The sequence below is a fragment of the Wolbachia endosymbiont (group A) of Acrocera orbiculus genome (assembly GCF_947250015.1).
GTDB classification, from domain to species: Bacteria; Pseudomonadota; Alphaproteobacteria; order Rickettsiales; family Anaplasmataceae; genus Wolbachia; species Wolbachia pipientis.
In genome coordinates this window covers 963,958-983,433 of record NZ_OX366272.1, presented here as the reverse complement: position 1 = coordinate 983,433, position 19,476 = coordinate 963,958, and the positions used below count along the sequence as shown (strand labels likewise).

Annotated in this window: 13 protein-coding genes and 2 pseudogenes; 12 read left to right on the top strand and 3 right to left on the bottom strand. The window is 35.5% G+C overall.

Annotation, left to right across the window (positions count from 1 at the left end; genetic code table 11):
- Window positions 1–113: 113 nt before the first annotated feature.
- The 9 genes and pseudogenes from OOL03_RS04890 (at window position 114) to OOL03_RS06850 (ending at window position 5,607) form a co-directional block, all read left to right on the top strand.
- Window positions 114–1,346, top strand: a pseudogene (locus tag OOL03_RS04890) (DNA modification methylase).
- Window positions 1,347–1,362: 16 nt separating this feature from the next.
- Complete coding sequence (locus OOL03_RS04885; protein ID WP_264707680.1) at window positions 1,363–1,857, top strand: hypothetical protein; 495 nt, start codon at window positions 1,363–1,365, stop codon at window positions 1,855–1,857.
- Complete coding sequence (locus tag OOL03_RS04880) at window positions 1,857–2,102, top strand: hypothetical protein (RefSeq protein WP_264707150.1); 246 nt, start codon at window positions 1,857–1,859, stop codon at window positions 2,100–2,102. Before OOL03_RS04885 ends, OOL03_RS04880 begins: the two co-directional genes overlap by 1 nt.
- Complete coding sequence (locus tag OOL03_RS04875) at window positions 2,099–3,919, top strand: phage terminase large subunit family protein (RefSeq protein ID WP_264707679.1); 1,821 nt, start codon at window positions 2,099–2,101, stop codon at window positions 3,917–3,919. The genes OOL03_RS04880 and OOL03_RS04875 overlap by 4 nt, the downstream gene beginning before the upstream one ends.
- Window positions 3,919–4,137 (top strand): gpW family protein, encoded by a 219-nt coding sequence (locus tag OOL03_RS04870; protein ID WP_264707678.1) that lies wholly within the window; start codon window positions 3,919–3,921, stop codon window positions 4,135–4,137. The genes OOL03_RS04875 and OOL03_RS04870 overlap by 1 nt, the downstream gene beginning before the upstream one ends.
- Window positions 4,138–4,182: 45 nt before the next feature.
- Complete coding sequence (locus OOL03_RS04865) at window positions 4,183–4,590, top strand: hypothetical protein (RefSeq protein WP_264707149.1); 408 nt, start codon at window positions 4,183–4,185, stop codon at window positions 4,588–4,590.
- A gap of 83 nt (window positions 4,591–4,673) precedes the next feature.
- On the top strand, window positions 4,674–4,913 hold the full coding sequence (locus tag OOL03_RS04860; RefSeq protein ID WP_264707148.1) for a hypothetical protein: 240 nt from the start codon (window positions 4,674–4,676) through the stop codon (window positions 4,911–4,913).
- A gap of 116 nt (window positions 4,914–5,029) precedes the next feature.
- A complete protein-coding gene (locus OOL03_RS04855; protein ID WP_264707147.1) occupies window positions 5,030–5,335 on the top strand; it encodes a hypothetical protein in 306 nt (101 codons plus the stop codon).
- Entirely contained in the window at window positions 5,332–5,607 is a 276-nt protein-coding gene (locus OOL03_RS06850) for a type II toxin-antitoxin system RelE family toxin (protein WP_319803728.1), read from the top strand. The genes OOL03_RS04855 and OOL03_RS06850 overlap by 4 nt, the downstream gene beginning before the upstream one ends.
- A gap of 99 nt (window positions 5,608–5,706) precedes the next feature.
- On the opposite strand, the gene OOL03_RS04845 is transcribed toward OOL03_RS06850, so the two are convergent.
- Window positions 5,707–6,566 (bottom strand): IS630 family transposase gene (locus tag OOL03_RS04845; RefSeq protein WP_264707019.1). Its coding sequence is split into 2 segments (ribosomal slippage): window positions 5,707–6,242 and window positions 6,242–6,566, totalling 861 coding nucleotides; the frame shifts between segments, so codons are not numbered across the junction.
- A gap of 33 nt (window positions 6,567–6,599) precedes the next feature.
- Window positions 6,600–7,667 carry a hypothetical protein gene (locus OOL03_RS04840; protein ID WP_264707145.1) on the bottom strand — a complete coding sequence of 356 codons (1,068 nt, stop codon included), beginning with the start codon at window positions 7,665–7,667 and terminating at the stop codon, window positions 6,600–6,602.
- Between the two features lie 180 nt (window positions 7,668–7,847).
- On the opposite strand from OOL03_RS04840, the gene OOL03_RS04835 reads away from it, so the two are divergent.
- The 3 genes and pseudogenes from OOL03_RS04835 (at window position 7,848) to OOL03_RS04825 (ending at window position 10,360) form a co-directional block, all read left to right on the top strand.
- On the top strand, window positions 7,848–9,125 hold the full coding sequence (locus tag OOL03_RS04835; protein ID WP_006280265.1) for an adenylosuccinate synthase: 1,278 nt from the start codon (window positions 7,848–7,850) through the stop codon (window positions 9,123–9,125).
- 103 nt (window positions 9,126–9,228) lie between these two features.
- Window positions 9,229–9,426, top strand: a pseudogene (locus tag OOL03_RS04830) (transposase); the annotation flags it as partial.
- Between the two features lie 74 nt (window positions 9,427–9,500).
- Window positions 9,501–10,360 (top strand): IS630 family transposase gene (locus tag OOL03_RS04825; protein ID WP_264707034.1). Its coding sequence is split into 2 segments (ribosomal slippage): window positions 9,501–9,825 and window positions 9,825–10,360, totalling 861 coding nucleotides; the frame shifts between segments, so codons are not numbered across the junction.
- Between the two features lie 360 nt (window positions 10,361–10,720).
- Here the strand turns inward: OOL03_RS04825 and OOL03_RS04820 are convergent.
- Window positions 10,721–19,318 carry an ankyrin repeat domain-containing protein gene (locus OOL03_RS04820; protein WP_264707144.1) on the bottom strand — a complete coding sequence of 2,866 codons (8,598 nt, stop codon included), beginning with the start codon at window positions 19,316–19,318 and terminating at the stop codon, window positions 10,721–10,723.
- Window positions 19,319–19,476 lie beyond the last annotated feature (158 nt).

The following is a 19,476-nucleotide window of genomic DNA, read 5'->3' as shown; positions in this document are numbered from 1 at the left end:
TCGGCCAGAATGGCGGACTTGGGAGCGAAACCCCGGACCCTCTCTAGCGTCAGACGTATTTTGATTATTAACTTTTTGTTAAGAATTTAAACATAGCAATTTAATACACTAATATGAACTTAGCAACACACTACTATCCTATTGAAAATCTTGTCGAATACGATCGTAACCCTCGTAAGAATGACGATGTAGTAAACAGAATGTGCGCTTCTATTCGGGAATTTGGTTTTCGTATTCCAATAGTTGCAAAAAGCGATGGCACTGTGGTTGATGGTCATTTAAGGCTTAAAGCAGCAAGAAAACTGGGTATGGAGAGTATTCCAGTGGTGCTCAGTGATAACTTAAGTGAAGCCCAAACCAAAGCTTTTCGGTTACTAGCAAATCAATCAGCTAACTGGGCAAAGTGGGACGATGAGCTTTTAAAAGTGGAAATTCAAGAGTTAGAAGATTTGCAGTTTGACCTTAAAATGACCGGATTTGAGCTAGAAAAAGTCCAACGCTTTCTCGACGACATTGATGGAAAAGAAGAAGTAGAAAGAGGAGAAAAAGAGGGGGTGGAATTGGTTGATAAAAAGTCAGTAGTGTCGAAACCAGGGGATCTATGGATTTTAGGTGGTCATCGAATCTACTGTGGTGATAGTTGTCTGGTTGAATCATTTAAAGCGGTACTGGACGATAAAATGGCAGATATTACCGTTTGTGACCCTCCGTATAACGTAGCATATGGTGACAGTCAGGAAAGAGAAGACAAAAAAATACTAAACGATGATCAAGGTGAAAAATACGAACTTTTCCTGTATGACATTTGTTCTCACGTTTTAGCGTACACCAAAGGTGCAATTTACATCTGTGCATCATCATCTGAGCTGGCAACGCTGCAAAAAGTATTTGAAGAAGCAGGTGGTCGTTGGTCAACATTTATAATTTGGGCAAAGAATCATTTTACGCTAGGAAGATCTGATTATCAAAGACAATACGAAACAATACTCTACGGTTGGAAAAATGGCAATAAACGTGAGTGGCATGGGGGACGTAATCAAAGTGATCTCTGGTTTTACGATAAGCCAACGTACAACTCACTGCACCCAACGATGAAACCAGTGGAGTTAATGGAGAGAGCGATAGTAAACAGCAGTAGACCAGGGGATATAGTTCTTGATCCATTTAGCGGTTCTGGGAGTACATTGATTGCCTGTGAGAGGACAGGAAGAATATGCAGGACCATAGAGCTAGATCCTACGTTTCTAGATGTGACCATAAAACGTTGGTAAGTATACACGGGAAGAGAAGCGATACTTTCCAATACTGGCAAAACCTTTGCCCAAATTCAAGAAGAAAAACGGTAAAAGAAGGGAGAAAAAAGTGGAAGGAGGAAAAATCACACAAACAGAATGGGCAAGGGAACAAGGGTTTGCCAAGCAATATGTCTGTTATTTAGTAAAGAAAGGAATAGTTGAGCTGGAGGATGGTTTGATTGACCGAGAACAAGCAAATGAAGCGGTGGCAGCAATTAGAGATCCAAGTCAACCACTGAGAAGAAAAGGTGGAGAAGAAGGGGAAAAAAGAGGAAATAATGATCTTTCAACGATGTTGCTTAAAACCCGAATTAAAAACGAGATGGAGCGGGGAAAACTGCTCGAGGCAAAAGCAAAAGCTGAAATTGGTGAACTTATCTCAGTAGAAGAAGTAAAGACTGAAGCATTTAATGTGGCAAGAGTGGTAAGAAATAATCTCCTCAATATTCCAGACAGAGTATCAGCATTACTGGCATCGATGAACGACACAGAAAAGATCCATGGAACGTTAACAGAAGAGATTACCAATGCACTCGAAGAATTATCGAAAAATACATTTTAATGACTACTGTTAATTTATATTCAAATAATTTAAAATTATTAAAGAAAATTAGTAGACGCCTTATAATAATAGGCTCAATAGCTATAAGCATCTCTATTTCTACGGCATATGCTGGAATAATTGCAGTCATTATTCTAAGTTGTTTTGCTAAAGAATCAACAGATGTCCACTGTAAACAACCAAGTTCTACTTTTACCGATATGGAAGTAGAAAATGTAGCAAAACTTTGGCAGGTAATGGTGTGATCTATAGCAGTAGCTTTTATACAGGGTTAAAGCCAGATCCACCACTTAAAGTATCAGAGTGGGCAGATAAGAACCGTCAGCTTTCAACGATAGCATCATCAGAACCAGGAAAATGGAGGACAGAGAGAACACCATACCTCAGAGAAATAATGGATTCACTATCTTCGTCTTCACCGGCTGAAAAAGTGGTATTCATGAAAGGAGCACAAATTGGCGGAACAGAAGCTGGGAATAACTGGATAGGATATATAATCGACCAAACACCAGAGCCAATGCTAGTAGTACAGCCAACAGTAGAAATGGGCAAGCGTTGGTCAAAGGGAAGATTTGCGCCGCTCATTGAAGATACGCCATGTTTAAGGAGTAAAATAAAAGATCCAAGGTCGAGAGATTCAGGCAACACTGTACAAAGTAAGGAATTTCCGGGAGGAACGGTAGTAGTAACAGGTGCCAATAGTCCAGTGGGTTTACGTTCAATGCCAGTAAAATATCTTTTTTTAGATGAAGTAGATGCATATCCAGGAGATTCAGGAGGAGAAGGAGATCCAGTTCTTCTCAGTATCGCGCGAACTAATACATTTACGCGGCGAAAAATCTTTTTAGTTTCAACACCAACGGTTCACGGAATAAGCAGAATAGAAAAAGAATTTGAGAGTTCAGACAAACGATACTTTTTTGTACCTTGTCCACATTGTGATCACTATCAGGTGCTGAAATGGCCACAGATAAAGTGGAAAGATAAAAACCCAAATACAGCGCACTACGTTTGCATAGAGTGTAGGGGAGAAATAAAAAATCATCAGAAAACAGAGATGTTAGCTAGAGGTGAATGGAGGCCTACTAATCCAATAAAAGGTGAAAAAAAAGGATTCCACCTTTCAAGCTTGTATAGCCCAGTTGGTTGGTATAGCTGGAAACAAGTAGTAGAAGATTATCTGCATGCAAAGGAAAATGAACAATTACTGAAAGTTTGGATAAATACCACGCTGGGAGAGACCTGGGTAGACAAAGGAGAAGTACCAGACTGGAAGCAACTATTTGAGCGTCGAGAAAATTTTCCGATAGGTACGGTGCCAAAAGGTGGAAAAATAGTGTTAACGGCAGGGGTTGATGTACAAAAAGATCGGTTAGAAGTAGAAGTAGTAGCATGGGGTATGGGTCGTGAGAGTTGGTCAATAGACTACCAGGTATTAGAAGGTGATACTGGAAGTGGAGAAGTATGGGAAAAACTTTCAGAGCTTTTGAATCATCATTTTATCGGTGAAAATGGGCTTGAATATATGATAAGTATGATGGCGGTAGATGCAGGGTATGCAACGCAAGAGGTTTATAACTGGGTAAGAGGTCACCAAGGCTCTGGAAGAGTAATGGCAGTAAAAGGGGCAAACAAAGCGCTAGTGCCACTGAGCAGCCCAAGTAGAGTAGATGTAACAGTTAGCGGACAAAAGCTAAAGAGAGGAATGAAGCTGTGGCCAGTTGGGGTATCGATATTGAAGTCCGAGCTTTTCCAATTACTTAATGTTTTAATAGAAGGGGCGCCGGGGTATTGTCATTTTCCAGAGTATCCACCTGAATATTTTAAGCAGCTAACCGCAGAGCAACTAATTACCAAGGTAGTAAAAGGGTATACCAAACAAGAGTGGCAAAAGATAAGGGATCGAAATGAAGTACTAGATTGCAGAGTTTATGCAAGAGCAGCATCGATAGCACTGGGAATAGATAGATGGCCAGAGAGTAAGTGGGAAAGTTTAGTAGGTGAAAAAACTAAAAAGTCAAAAAGAGTGAGAAGAAGTCAATGGTTGAATGAGAAAAGTTGATGTACAACCAAGAATATTTAACTCAAGTAGAAGAAGCGATAAAGAAGCTACAGAGCGGGGAAAGAGTAGTATCAATTGCGTACGGTGATCACGTGGTTAGGTACGCAGAAATTCAGATAAGTGACCTCTTGAGCTTAAGACAACGCATTAAATCTGAATTGAAAATCGCAGCGAAGAGAAAGATTGTTATTTCAACGAATAAAGGAATTGACAAGTGAAAATGTAATACTGTATGTTAGATAATTTATAAATATAGGGGTAACATGATAGGAAATGTAGAAAGATTGCAAAGAGAACTACTTGAAGAAATGGGGTCTATTCCTTTGGGGAGTAGTAATACAAGGGCATTAGAGATTGTCAATCAATTAGGAGAAGATCGCATTAATGATACTATTATGACTCTTGATGGCAGGCAGTTTACAGCTTTAGATTGTGCAATTATGTTTGACAGTCAAGGTAATAATCCAAGAATAAATGAAAGGCCGAGAATAAATAACAATGCATTTAGAGAATTAGAAAGTGCTATTAGGAGTGCTGGAGGAAGAACATCAGAAGAATTGGGTAGAAGACAAGATATTCCTTATGATCGAGAAAGCTTTAATGAGCAAGTGAGTACGTTTTTAACAGACGTTACTGTACAGCCTCTTATGGGACGATCAAGCTTACTTTAAATGTTGCTATTGCAATGGATAAGGGAGTTGTCAAAATTAAGTGAAAATGTTATAGTTAAAAGTTGGTATTTTCTGGTTAATGTATGACTCAAAGTCAAAAAAAGCTAAATGTTAATGTAAGTTTCGAGGGTGAATTGGCTCAGTATCTTACAGAAGTGGCGGAAGCGTGGAATAAGACTATACCAGAAGTTTTGGTGTATCTTGTAAAGGAAGAATTTGAGGCAGAGAAAGAGATGGCTGAAATTATTAAGGAACGTGATGTTCCAGGTGCAAAAACAGTTGCTCATGAGGATGTAGACTGGGGGGATGACGTTGAGAGTTAAAAAAGCTGTAAGTGAGTGTCGTATCCGAGCTAAGTATTATTTTTTAGATGAATAGGGTAATTGACAAAATTGAGTAAAAATGTTATAGTTTAAGGTTGATGTTTTGTGGTTAATGTATGATTCACGGTCAAGAAAGGCTCAATGTTAATGTAAGTTTCGAGGGTGAGTTTGCTCAGTATCTTACAAAAGTGGCGAAAATTCAAAATAAAACTATCGAAGAAGTTGTGAAGGATCTAGTAGAAGAAGAGGTTGAAGCAAGCAAACTATCTGAAGATGATGATGAAATAGATGAAGTAGATACAGAGTTAGCTAAGCTTTCTCTTGAGCGTGATGCTAGAGGCGACGAAGAAATTAGAAGTGAGGATGTGGACTGGGACAGAATATTATCCGCAAAAACGATCAAAGGTGAGGATATAAGCTGAGATACGATATTATCTACTCAAAAAAAGTTCTTGAGAGGGATTTTCTTGCGTTACCACCGACAGTAAGGTCTAGAGTTAGGAGAGCTGTAGATAGCCGTCTTGCAACCAACCCTAAAGCTATAGGCAAAGCATTATCTCATGAATTCAAGGGGTATTTTAGGATACGAGTAAGTGATTACCGCGTGATTTACAGGATAAATTACTCAAAACGCACAGTAACTATTACTGCAATGGGACATCGAAAGGACATTTATGAACGCAGTCCAGAATAATCAGCGGCATTTGTGCAAGAGCCTCCTGCACAATTTATAACAGCCTGTTTACCAAATTCTCTAGCAAGTTATAGCATTTCTCATAATAGTCCAAACAGGTCATAGGAAGGCAGAATCAACAGCACGAAGAAAGGATTCGAATAGAGGAATGTTTTTCCTGGCTCTGTTTTTTATAGCAAACCAATGATGCTCAATTTTGTTGAAATCTGGAGAATAAGGCGGCAGATACAAAATTTCTGCACCAACCCCTTTAGCAAGCTCGATAATCTTATCAGACTTATGAAAAGTAGCATTGTCAAGAATGACAGTCTGTCCAGGTTCCAAGATCGGTGTCAAAAATTGCTCAAACCATCCATTAAAAACATCCATATTACAGTGGCCTTCAAAGGTTAACGGAACAACTATCTTTCTTCCACTTAAGGCTGCAACCATACTGATTCGTTGAGTTTTCTTTCCAGATTTTAAGGCATAAAACCGCCGTCCTTTCTGGCAATATCCGTAGGGGTAGTCTTCGGTGTTATCAATGCCAGACTCATCTATATACACTAAGTTTTTAGGTTCTTTTGTCGCTATAATTTTCAAAAATTCAGCACGTTTTTCTTCGTTTCTTTCCTTGTATCCATATGTCTTTTTTTGCGCGTAAATCCAATTTTTTTAAGGGCTCGATAGATCGTTTGGATACTAACGTTGTTCCAAAGTTTAGCCATTTCCGATAGAGTCTTTCCTCCGTGTTCTCTGGCAAATTTGGCAAAGGTATCCCAGTCGGTAATTTTGTGATTGTAACCCCCATTTCCAAGTTTTTTTGATTGAAAGTCTCCTGTTTCTTTTCTTCTTTGCTGCCACTCCCATAAAGTAGTTCGTCCAATCTTAAATCTTGCTGCCACTGTTTCTCTGCTTTCTCCTTCGTCTAGCGCTTCCATTGCTTTTTTTCTTAAATCATAACTATATGCTGCTGGCATTCAACCTCCTTATCATCATCTATCCTTATCCTATCACATCCGGACTTTTATCGAAAGAGCTATACTTTGAGCACCGAAGCCATGCTCTATTTGTATTTTTGTCTCAGGTTTAAATCCTAATTTTGCACAGAATTTCTGAAAATATTCTTTAATAATGTCAAACAAGCTCTTGCCATTATCTTTATAATTTTTTAACTCTTTAGGAATAGTAAGTGACAATTTACCATCTCTGTATGTTACAAAGTCTTCACCATTGTGAGATTCAATTGTAAATTCCAATGAACTAGACAGATTACATATCTTATCGCCATGCATAACTTGATTTTTAACAGAGAGTATTGGTAGCCTCATATCAGATCTAATTCTCACATTATTTTGGTTAGCACAATCAATGTTTATTACTTTTTTAGGATTTTCTACTATGAACGACTGTCCAAGTGCAAGTTGGGTTTGTATAAATGGAGCAGCCTCATACCCTGCTTGATTACAATTGGTAACTAGCTCTTCTAAAATAGCATCACTTGGAACTTCTGCCCCAGCGTATCTGAACATTTTTTTGAAAACTTCTTTTGCAAAGGAACGGTAATCCTTGTTTTCATCTTTCTCTGTTGGTAATAGATGGATATACCTTTGGCCAGCATTGTAAAATTCTTCAAATTCTTTCTTATATGAATCGGTTTTTTGATGATTGGCAGTTTTGGAATTTTCACAGTGATTTTTCCATAGCTCACCCAATGCATTACTTACAAGCTCTTTCTCAATATCTTCGAGTACTGAAGCAACAAAAGCTTTGCCATGATCCGTATCTATTTCTCTTGTTCCTTTTTTGTTAAATATTTCGTCATTATATATATCATCACTATTAAAAAGTTCGCTTTTGCGGTGCTTAGCTCCTTCCTTAAATGCAATAATAAGATTTTTATCTATTTCTTTTCCGTTAATAATAAAATTCATCCTTTGAAAATCTAAGAACATTGTTTCACCGGAATTCGCTAATTTATTATCTTGATCTGCTCTTAATTTACTAAAATTGAACTCTTTAGCTGTGGCCTTTAATCTAACTACTGGACTCTTATTATTTTTTCCTTTTGTCTCTTTCATAAATAACACCTTACTGTAAATATGCTGTAAGTTATATCATATAATGATGAATAATTTGGTAATATATTAAGAAAATCGACAGTATATTTCTTTATTTAAGGGGTGTAGGAAAGGCGTAGATTTCTCTTTCCATTTGTAGCGTACTGCATTAATATTTATGTATTAATCTAGAAAATAATGATGAATAATATTGTAATTGTTGGTCTGCAATGGGGTGACGAAGGCAAGGGTAAAATAGTAGATTATCTTTCTGAGAATGCAGATGTAGTTGTGAGATTTCAGGGAGGAAATAATGCAGGGCACACTATAGTAGTAGATGATGAGGTTTATAAATTAAATTTACTGCCCTCTGCTGTTTTGAGGCCAGGCAAAATATCTATCATAGGAAATGGCGTTGCTCTTGATTCACACGCTCTAATCTCAGAAATAGAGTCATTGAAAGTTAAAGGAGTAGACGTAAACTATAACAACTTGATGGTATCTGAGAGCTGTCCATTAATACTTAGCGTACATAAGGACAAGGAAAAGCTATTTGAAGATTTAAATGGAAATCACAAAATTGGTACAACAAATAAAGGGATAGGACCATGTTATGAAGATAAAGTTGGGAGGAGAGCTATACGCCTTTGTGACTTAGAAAACGCAGATGAGCTCAATAAAAGATTGGATACTCTTTTGAATTACCACAATGCTATCAGGAAAGGCCTTAACTACCAGGTAGTTAAAAAAGAAGAAATATTAAAGGAAATTCAAGAGATTTCAGAAAAAATTCTTTCATATAAAAAACCTGTGTGGAAGATATTAAATGACTTGATGAAAGAAGGTAAGAAAATAATATTTGAAGGTGCCCAAGGCGCATTTTTAGATATCGACCACGGAACTTACCCTTTTGTTACTTCAAGTAATACTGTAGCATCGCAAGCAATAACAGGCTCAGGGTTATCCTCCAATGCTTACATTATTGGTGTGGTAAAAGCTTATACAACAAGAGTGGGCAATGGCCCATTTCCTACTGAGCAGAAAAATGAAGTAGGAGATAGCTTGTTTACTATAGGTAAGGAACTTGGAACAGTGAGCAATAGAAGAAGGCGTTGCGGATGGTTCGATGCAGTTTTAGTGCGCCAGGCCGTACAACTCTCTGGAGTTTCAAGCATTGTATTAACCAAATTAGATGTGCTTAATTCTTTTGATACAATTAAAATATGCACTGGTTACAAGTATAGCGGAAAAATGTATGATTATTTACCCGCATCGCATTCAATACAAGGGGAATTAGAGCCAATATATGAAGAGTTTCCTGGCTGGAAAGAAAACACTCAAGGTAAAAGGTCGATTGAAACATTGCCTATCAATTTAATAAAATATATAGAAGGGTTAGAAAAATTAATAGGTGTACCAATTCATCTAATCTCAACTAGTCCAAAGAGAGAGGATGTTATTAAGCTTAAAGATTTCTGAAAACGTCTTTGTATCTTAGAGCCTGTACGTAATCTCAAAAAAGAGATAAAGTGAGAGGATAAAGTATATAAAGTAGGATATGCGAAGTTTATAACCAAGTGACATAAGTCGAGAAAAGTTTGAGATTATTGTAGCAGATCTGGAATCTTGCAGAAAGAAGACAAAACCAAGAACACTTGATTTACATGATATATTTTGTGGAGTGTTATACGTGTTAAAAAGTGGTTGCCAGTGGAGAATGGTATCAAAAGAGTTCCCAAAATGGCGCAATTGTTACGACTATTTTAAGAAGTGGAGTGAAAAACCAGATGTATAGCTCTTTCGATAAAAGTCCGGATGTGATAGGATAAGGATAGATGATGATAAGGAGGTTGAATGCCAGCAGCATATAGTTATGATTTAAGAAAAAAAGCAATGGAAGCGCTAGACGAAGGAGAAAGCAGAGAAACAGTGGCAGCAAGATTTAAGATTGGACGAACTACTTTATGGGAGTGGCAGCAAAGAAGAAAAGAAACAGGAGACTTTCAATCAAAAAAACTTGGAAATGGGGGTTACAATCACAAAATTACCGACTGGGATACCTTTGCCAAATTTGCCAGAGAACACGGAGGAAAGACTCTATCGGAAATGGCTAAACTTTGGAACAACGTTAGTATCCAAACGATCTATCGAGCCCTTAAAAAAATTGGATTTACGCGCAAAAAAAGACATATGGATACAAGGAAAGAAACGAAGAAAAACGTGCTGAATTTTTGAAAATTATAGCGACAAAAGAACCTAAAAACTTAGTGTATATAGATGAGTCTGGCATTGATAACACCGAAGACTACCCCTACGGATATTGCCAGAAAGGACAGCGGTTTTATGCCTTAAAATCTGGAAAGAAAACTCAACGAATCAGTATGGTTGCAGCCTTAAGTGGAAGAAAGATAGTTGTTCCGTTAACCTTTGAAGGCCACTGTAATATGGATGTTTTTAATGGATGGTTTGAGCAATTTTTGACACCGATCTTGGAACCTGGACAGACTGTCATTCTTGACAATGCTACTTTTCATAAGTCTGATAAGATTATCGAGCTTGCTAAAGGGGTTGGTGCAGAAATTTTGTATCTGCCGCCTTATTCTCCAGATTTCAACAAAATTGAGCATCATTGGTTTGCTATAAAAAACAGAGCCAGGAAAAACATTCCTCTATTCGAATCCTTTCTTCGTGCTGTTGATTCTGCCTTCCTATGACCTGTTTGGACTATTATGAGAAATGCTATAGATGATATATTATCCACAGTATATAATATAAGTCAAACTAGTTTAAACATAATATTTTTACTATCTTGCAATGTTTTAGTTTCTGTAATGAATTCAGGTGTTTACATACACTCCTTTAACGCAATAAATATGTCTAATAGAATCAAATGGTAAACTTGTAGCTGTGATGCGGAGTATAAAGTAGCCCATGTACCAAAAACTTGTACTTTTTTCTACAATCTACTTTCTCTTAATTTGACTCTATGGCTTGCTGAAACTCAGATATTGTAACTGATCTAAGTATAATATAACATTAACTTAGGTTATATATAAATATTTCAATAGTATTATTCAAAGTTTCAAACTTTTAACTCCACTTTCTATATTGACGTCTTGTAAATTTTGATCTGGCTTTTTTAGCATTTCTAACAATTTACTCGCAACATTCTTATGTCCATTAGCTATAGCAACTTGCAATAATGTATTCCCTTGATTATTACGGGCGCTCGTTACAGCTAAAAATTCATCTTGCTTTACTACCCTTAACTTGTTGATAATTCCAACATTACCTCTTTTTGTATCTTCAAACAATTCTTCAACTAATTTCAGGAAGTTAGCAATTTTCTGATCTTTGGAAAGATTAATAGGTGTTTTGCCTTCTTTATTCTCAATGTTGTAAGTTGCACCATGTTTTAATAAAGATTTTACAACTTCTAAGAAGCCATTTTTAGCAGCAACATGAAGTGATGTAGTACCACCAGAAGTTGTTCTAGCATTAATAAAGTCATTTAATTCATCACGACTTACATATTGTAATAAAACTTCAACAACTTCTCTGTACCCTTTGGAAGAAGCTATATGTAATGGCGTATTGCCCTTGTTAGTAATTTGAGCAACTTCAGCTCCATTTTTTAATAAGGTACTTACAACATCTATGTTGCCGTTGTTAACAGCATGGTGTAATGGTGTTCTTCCATCGATATCTTTGAAGTTAACAACTACTCCCCTTTTGATGCAATTCTCAACCGCTAAAGGATTGTCATTTTCTATGGCCTGAAGTAACTTTTCAGAAAAAGCAGACTGTAATCTCTGCTTGATTGACTCTAAAAACCTTTTTACAGGGATGTCAATATTAAGTTCAACCATTTCTATAAACGATCTTACATCTTTCTTTAACTCACTATGCAATAACTTATAATATTTTGTACCTTGCCCTTTGGAAACAAAGCATTTAGCCTTTCCACCGTAAGCTTCATCTGTATACCCTGACGTTATGTGTTTTGGATCAAATTCTAGTGCTACTAGCATATCATTTACTGACTGTATGCTTTTATTATCTATTGAACCAGGTACACAATCTTTGTATACCTCAACTAAGCGATATGCATTTCCTAGGTAATAAGAACCTTCCTTAAGAGTTTTCCAAGGAGAAGTATTTTTTTCTGAACTATATGGTTGCGACATGCTACGCAACATAGGAAGGTAAAGCTCAGAAAAACGGATATGCACCTCTGTAGCACTTTTAAGCTTCTCAAGTTGATCCAACTCACATTCAGGGCTAAACTGTGATTGAACTTGATCTGGCTCTTTCAGCATGTTTAACAATTTACTTGCGATATTCTTATGTTTATTGGCTATAGCAACTTGTAATAATGTATTCCCTTGATTATTACGAGCATTTGTTATAGCTAAGAACTCATCAGGTTTTACTGTTCTTAGCTTGCTGATAGATTCAACATTACCATTTTTTATATCTCTAAACAATTCTTCAATTAATTTCAGTAGGTTAGTAACTTTTTGGTTCTTAGAAAGATCAATAGGTATTTTACCTTCTTTGTTCTCAATGTTATAAATTGCACCATGTTTTAATAAAGATTTTACAACTTCGAAGGAGCCACCTTTAGCTGCAACATGAAGTGATGTAGTACCACTAGAAGTAGTTTTAGCATTAACAAAGTCATTTAATTTATCACGACTGATATGTTGTAACAGAACCTCAACAATTTCTTTGTAACATTTGGAAGTAGCAGTGTGTAATGGTGTATTACCTTTATTAGTAACTTGACTAACATTAGCTCCATTTGTTAGTAAGATGTTTACAATATCTATGTGTCCATTGCTAACAGCGTAATGCAACGGTGTTCTTCCATCAATATCTTTATCGTTGGCATCAGCTCCATCTTTTAACAGACGCTGAACAGTTCGTATATCACCTTTACTAGCAGCAATGTTGATATCTTTCTGCAGATGCTGGAGAACCTCTGATGCTTCGCTACCCTCAAGCTTAAATCTAAAATTAATCATCTCTATCTTTTTTAAAATATCTAAAACACTCGGATGACTTGGTCCAAAAACAGCTTTTCTTTGATCAAAACTTTCTCTGTAGACTTTAAGTGCGCTGATCCATTTCCCTTGAGCAAAAAGTACATTTGCTATGTTGTATTGAGTATTCAAGGTTTCTGGGTGATTTTGTTGTAAAGTTTTTTTCTGTATATTTAAAACCTCTTGAAAAGCTTTCAAGGCTTCATGATATTTATTTTGATTGAAGAGTACCCCAGCAATGTTATGCAACGTTCTCAAGGTATCAGCATGATTAATACCTAAAATTATTTTCTTCTTTTCAAAAACCTCTTTATAGATTTTTAAGGACTCTTCGTATTTACCTTGGTTAGCTAGTACCATTGCTATATTATTTTTGGCACTCACAGTGGCTAGATCATGTGTACCTAGTGTTTCTTTCCTCTTTTCAAAAACTGCCCTATTGATATTTAACGCTTCTTCATATTTTCCCTGTTTATCTAATACTAATGCCATGTGAAACTGAGTATTTAAGGTATCTGAATGATTTGACCCTAGTATTTCCTTTTGTCTCTGATAGACTTCTTGATAAATATTAAAAGCTTCTTCATCTTTCCCCTGTCTATGCAGCACTAAAGCGATTGTACTTCTTGTACTTAAAGTATCCTTATCGTTTAAACCCAGCATTTCTTTTTGTTTCTGAAAAATCTCTTTAAGCATATTTAAAGCTTCTTGGTAAATTCCTTGCTTATATAGCACTTTGGCTATATATGTCTGAATATCTAAAGTACCAGGATTGTCTGGTCCTAGTATTTCTTTTCTTCTTTCAAATGCGCTTCTGAAAATACTTAAGGGTTTTTGGTAATTGCCTTGATTCAAGAGCACTAAAGCTGTATCAATCTGAGCGGATACGTCACTTTGCGATATCTGCTTCAACTGCTCGACTTTTGAAAAGTTACTATGTATTGCAGCAACTACTAACGTTTTGTTCTCTCTATTACGAGCACTCATCACTGCTTTTACTGTATCAATATCCTTTATCTTATTTAGGTCATTAATAACTTGAGGATTACCATCTTTAACCTTTTTAAATGATTCACTGACTAGTTTAAATAAGCTAGTTATACTTTTATCCACAGTAAAATCTGATGGTGTTTTCCCACTGTCAGAGACAGCATTGTATACTGCACCATTAGATAATAGGGCCTTTACAACTTTTAAGTGAGAGAACTTAGCAGCATAATGCAGAGGAGTAAACCCCTTGTTACCAACCACATTAGGATTAGCTTTATTTTGTAATAGAATATTGACAACTCCATCATAGCCCTTCCATGCAGCATAATATAATGGTGTTACACTATCAGCATTTTTGGCATTAACAAACGCTCCTGCTTGAATGTAATTCTCAACCTCTGAAGAGCTATTACGTTTTACAGCCTCAAATAATTTCTCAGTTGATGCTAATAGATTGATAACGTCTTTATCGTTAGTCATTTCTAATGGTCTTCTACAAAGCTTGTCAACAGCGTTATAAACTGCACCATTTTTTAATAAAACTTCAATAACGTCTTTATAACCAAAATTAGCAGCAATATGCATAGGGGTTAAGCCATTAGTATCTTTAGCATTAACGTCAGCACCTTGTGCTATCAAATACTTTACAACTTCTAACCGACCTTTCATTGCAGCATAGTGTAGTAATGTCTGGTTAGCTGTACCAAGCTCATTAATACTCAACCCCTTGCTAAGGAAAAACTCTACGGTATCTTTATAACCTTCTCTAGCTGCAATGTGTATAGGCTTTGATCCAGAGGCATTTTTAGCATTAATATTAGACCCTTCATCTACTAGACATTTTACCATTTCCAAGTTACTTTCCTGTGAAGCAATGTGCAGTATAGTCCAATCATCATTGCCTTTAGCATTCATATCTACTTTTTTATACTGCAGTAACATTTTAACCACTTGCAAATGACCATGTGCAACTGCTAATTCTAAAGGTGTTCTGCTCTTATTGTCCTTAACATTAACTTTTGCTCCATTACTTAATAGGACTTCAATAACATTAACATGGCCGTGTCCTGCAGCTATATGTAGTGGAGCACCTTCAACATTTACAAAGTTAACGTTAGCCTTGTTTGCTATCAAAATTTCAGCAACTTCTTCATGGCCTTCTTGTGCCGCAAGATATAATGGTGTTGTACTATTAATAGTCATAGCATCAACATTGGCTCCCCTTGCTATCAGAGCATTTACTATTTCCTTGTGGCCTCTTTTAGCAGCCAAATGTAATAGTGTAGCATCTTCAGGACCTTTCATATTAGTACGGGCCTTGTTTTTTAGCAAAATCTCTACAATATCCCTATAACCAGCGAGCACTGCTAATGATAAAGGTTCACCACCTTCTGCATTAACACTAGCTCCATTTTCTACAAGAACTTCAACGATTTCCTTATGATTATGTTTAATAGCAGAAAGCAATGGTGTTAGGTTGTTACTCTTAACATTAACATTGGCTCTATTTGCTACCAAAATTCCAACGATTTCTTTATAACCTTCCTCCACAGCTACATGTAATGGTGTACTACCTGCAATACCTTCCATATTAACTTTGGCTTCATTTTTTATTAAAAGGTTCACAATATCTTTGTGACCCCCTACAATAGCTGCATGTAAAGGTGTAAGACCATAATTAGCACTAGTATTGACTTCAGCTTTACTTTTGATTAGAAAAGCAATAGCGCCTTTATGTCCACTTAGAGCAGCTACATGCAATGGCGTCATGCCATCATTAGTTCTAGCATCAACTTCAGCTTTATTTTTTATTAGAAGATCAATAATATCTTTGCTACCATTCATTGCAGCTGCATGTAATGGTGTACTACCCTTAATGTCTTGAGCTCTAACTTCAGCTTTATTTCTTATTAGGAGTTCAATAATATCTTTGTGACCTTTCAGAGCAGCTACATGTAATGGTGTTAGATTATTATTGGCTTTATCATTGACTTCTACTCCATTTTTTATTAAAAGCTCAGCAATTGCCTTATGACCACTCTCTGCTGCATAGTGTAATGGCGTAGCATTATTTTTATCTTTAGCGCGAATGTTAACCCCATGCTCGAGAAGAGCAACAACTATCTTCAAGTGGCCACTCTGCACTGCAAAATGTAGTGGGGTTATACCTTCCACAGTGGCAATACTAGCATTTGCCTTATTTGTCAGTAAAGCCTTAACAATTTTCTCATGTCCATCTTTTGCTGCGTAGTGCAAAGGTGTGTTATTATAGGTTTTGTCAACAACATTAACATTAGCTCCATGCTTCAATAAAATATTAGCTATCTTTTCATGACCGTTTTCTATTGCATAGTGTAATGGTGTACAACCATCTATAACTCTGGAGTTAACATCGGCTCCTTTGAGAATTAAAGCATTCACTACTTCTAGGTGGCCATTTAGTGCTGCTGTATGTAATGGTATTCCCTCCTTATCGTTTCTTGCATTAACATTTGCCTCATTTTTCAGTAAAAAATTAACTAGCCCTAGATAACCACTTTCTGCAGCTATATGTAGTGAAGTAAAGCCACCCATAGTTTCGTTGATGTCAACATTCGCTTCTTTTTCCAGCATAATCTTAGCAACATCAATATGATTGTTTTTTATTGCATAGTGTAAAGGTGAAAAACCAGCTATATCTTTGGTATTAGTATTAGCATTATTTTTTAGTAGAATTTCAACAGCATCTTTGTGACCATTTTTAGCTGCAATATGTAGTGATGTTTTGCCACTATTATCTAGATCATCAACATATACACCTGTTTTTCCTATAAAAAATTCCACAATATTTTTCCTTCCATATGCAGCAGCAATATGTAGTGGGCTTTGACCATTAATATCTTTAACATTAACGTCTAAATTTTGATTAAGAACAAATTTTATAATTTCAAGACTAGGTCCCTTAGCAGCAAAATGTAATGTAGTCCATGAGTTAATACTTCTAGAATTGATGTCTGCTCCTTTTTTGAGATAACTCTTTAAGTCTTCAAGATTTCCTTCTTCCAACGCAGCAAACATTTTTTCCTGATTAGTAATAGTGATAAGGTTTTGATCGTATTTATCTTTCAGCTTGGAAGGATCATCTCTTACTGACTTGCCAATTTTCTTCTTACTTTTTATTACATTTTCTGAAATAAGTTTTTTAGCGTTCAAGATAACTGCTATTGAGGGATCAGATAACAATACATCAACTAAGGTATTATCGTGTGCTAAATGATTACGCAAACATTTTCCAGTTAATAAAGGAGTGTTATCATCTAAAAAAAGTAGATTGTTTTCTAGATGCTTCTCTGATCTACCTAAAATTGACATTATATCCAGAACAAGCATTTCTACTACTGCTTGCAACTTTTTATTCCTCTTGTAGGAAGGAAGCTTTTCAGTTAACTTGCCACTTAATGCGTTATTCCTCAAAATACTTTTCAGTTCAGATAACTTCAGTTCAAGCTGGTTATTGTATTTTTCTTCTGTTATGTTGTAAGCCTTCCTTTGTTTATGTATAGGAATAAACGAACCTTTCTCATTCAACTTGTTTCTTAATTCCTCAATCCATTTAAGGTCACCTGTTCCAAGTTCAGCAATGTAAAAAATCTCACAAGTTAATCTATTTACTTTATCAAGGTTGTCATCCTGTATTCTTGACCTAACACTATGAGAAATTTTCATTGATAGTTCGGCTATTTCTTTAAGATTGTGAGACTCTATTTGGGAAGGAATATTCTCTAGTGTTTTATTAGCAAAGAATTTTATTCCTCTAATACCATTATGGTCAATCTTATTGTCATTCAAACCAACATCTAAGCTCTTTAATGATATAAACGCCGTAACATAATCAGTTCTGATATTTTTTGATTTAGTTTTTGCAAAATTGATTATGTTATCAATTTTATTAAACAGCTCCTTTTCATAATTCGTCTTTTCAGTTATATTATTGCTTAATTCTTTTATGAGTTTTTCAAGCTTATCATGTTCCATCACTTTAAAACTCTCTGTAATCATTTCATCTAATTCAACGTTACTAAATATTCCAGCAACTTCTTTTATCTCGTCTAAGTTTTCACTACTGGTAATTTTCTTTAGCAACATTATGACTATTTTAATCTTGTTATTGTAAAGAATATCAGTAATTACATTATCGATTCTTTTAGTATCATTTTGAACACCAATAAAAAAGTTAACATCTGTATTTTCCTCAATCTCTGTTCTTTTAGAGAGCGAGTAAGCATGTGATAGTGAATTACGTAAATCTATAATGACTTCTCTTGTGTTCTTTGGTAATGATAGTAGAAGAAGCTCGCTTGTAGTGCTAGATAACTTGGGAGATTCTAGAGTGTTTTTTAAATATTCACCAATAACCTGTAAAACCCTCGTAATAATTAACTGTCCTTCCCTTTCTTTAGGATTAGCTGATAATGCCAACTTTATATAATCACTTATTTTCTCTAAAGAATGAATATCCCTAATTTGTTGATAATCGCTATACAACTCTCCAAATTGAGGATAATTGCTAACGATCTCTGCAACAACCCTCTCACGTTTTAACTTCGGGAGATCAGCAAATTTACCAATGTCTACACCTTCTATAATATCTTTTTCTTCTTTAAGTTTCTTTGCAAAATTTTCCAAGTGGTCTAGTATTTTACTTTTATTCAATGTGGCATTATAGAATAGATTCATTTCCTGTCGTTTTATGTGAGAAGAAACAAAACTAATCAAACAAAATTCCATTTCTTCCCAAGGTAGTCTATCGTAGGTTGATTTCAACTGCCGCTTTAATATATGAATATTTTGTGCAATAAATTTTGTTATGAATAAAAACTTTTCATCTACTTTTTCTGTGTTTGAATACTCTGCCTTTAACAGGCTAATATTTTGAAGTACTAACTCAATCCGCTCTCTTATGTTATTAAGATAACTCTTCACATTCTGATCTTGTCCAGAAGCACTAGAGAAAAAACGGAGGTTTATCAACTTATTTTCAACAAAAATTTCTATCTCTTCTGACAAGAATACGTTCTTTAGTTTTAATTCCTCATAAGCTCGTGAAAGAATTTCATCTAATTCCCTGAAATGAACAGCAAAATAATTGCCTGGCCATTTATTAATGAGTGTATCAAGAAGTTCAACATTACCTGAACGTATAGCATAATAAAACGCATTATGGCATGTTTCATCCTCATCATCTGGTAATATAGTAGTTTCTCTGATGCCAACAGATAAATTACTGAGAATTTTACTATTATTGCCAAGTAGGTATTCTAAAATCTTTACCTTATTGTGTTTACAAGCTAAGATAACTAAGTTAGTACTCTTAACAGGATTGTTAGCATTATCATAATAGTCTCTCAAAGTTACTTGATCTTCTGCATCACTTATGTAATCAATAAAATTGCTTAATTTTTTTAAGCTGTCGACATTACCATCTGATATTGCCTCTTCGAGTTCAGTTAAAACCAGGAGATAAAGTTCTTCAGCTTTTGCTTTTCTGCGGTAGAGCTTTTTATATTCTCTAATAAACTCCTCTTTTGATGTGTAAGAACGTGATAAAAACTGTTTATCTTCTTGATAAAAACTGGTTTGTTGTTTAGGTACATGCATAAACCCTCTCTGAGATATATTTACACCAGTATTAGAATAGCAAAGTTTACTTAATATGGCAAAATTTAAAATAGCATCTTTTGTTAATAAAATATTTTTGAGAGAATATCTACTAATCCTGCAATTTCAGGACGAAAAGCCTTCACAACATTTGATTT

Coding starts and splice junctions, on each gene's coding strand:
- OOL03_RS04880 (WP_264707150.1), top strand. CDS start 1,857: ATGACTACTGTTAATTTATATTCAAATAATTTAAAATTATTAAAGAAA.
- OOL03_RS04870 (WP_264707678.1), top strand. CDS start 3,919: ATGTACAACCAAGAATATTTAACTCAAGTAGAAGAAGCGATAAAGAAG.
- OOL03_RS04865 (WP_264707149.1), top strand. CDS start 4,183: ATGATAGGAAATGTAGAAAGATTGCAAAGAGAACTACTTGAAGAAATG.
- OOL03_RS04860 (WP_264707148.1), top strand. CDS start 4,674: ATGACTCAAAGTCAAAAAAAGCTAAATGTTAATGTAAGTTTCGAGGGT.
- OOL03_RS04855 (WP_264707147.1), top strand. CDS start 5,030: ATGATTCACGGTCAAGAAAGGCTCAATGTTAATGTAAGTTTCGAGGGT.
- OOL03_RS04840 (WP_264707145.1), bottom strand. CDS start 7,667: ATGAAAGAGACAAAAGGAAAAAATAATAAGAGTCCAGTAGTTAGATTA.
- OOL03_RS04835 (WP_006280265.1), top strand. CDS start 7,848: ATGAATAATATTGTAATTGTTGGTCTGCAATGGGGTGACGAAGGCAAG.
- OOL03_RS04820 (WP_264707144.1), bottom strand. CDS start 19,318: ATGCATGTACCTAAACAACAAACCAGTTTTTATCAAGAAGATAAACAG.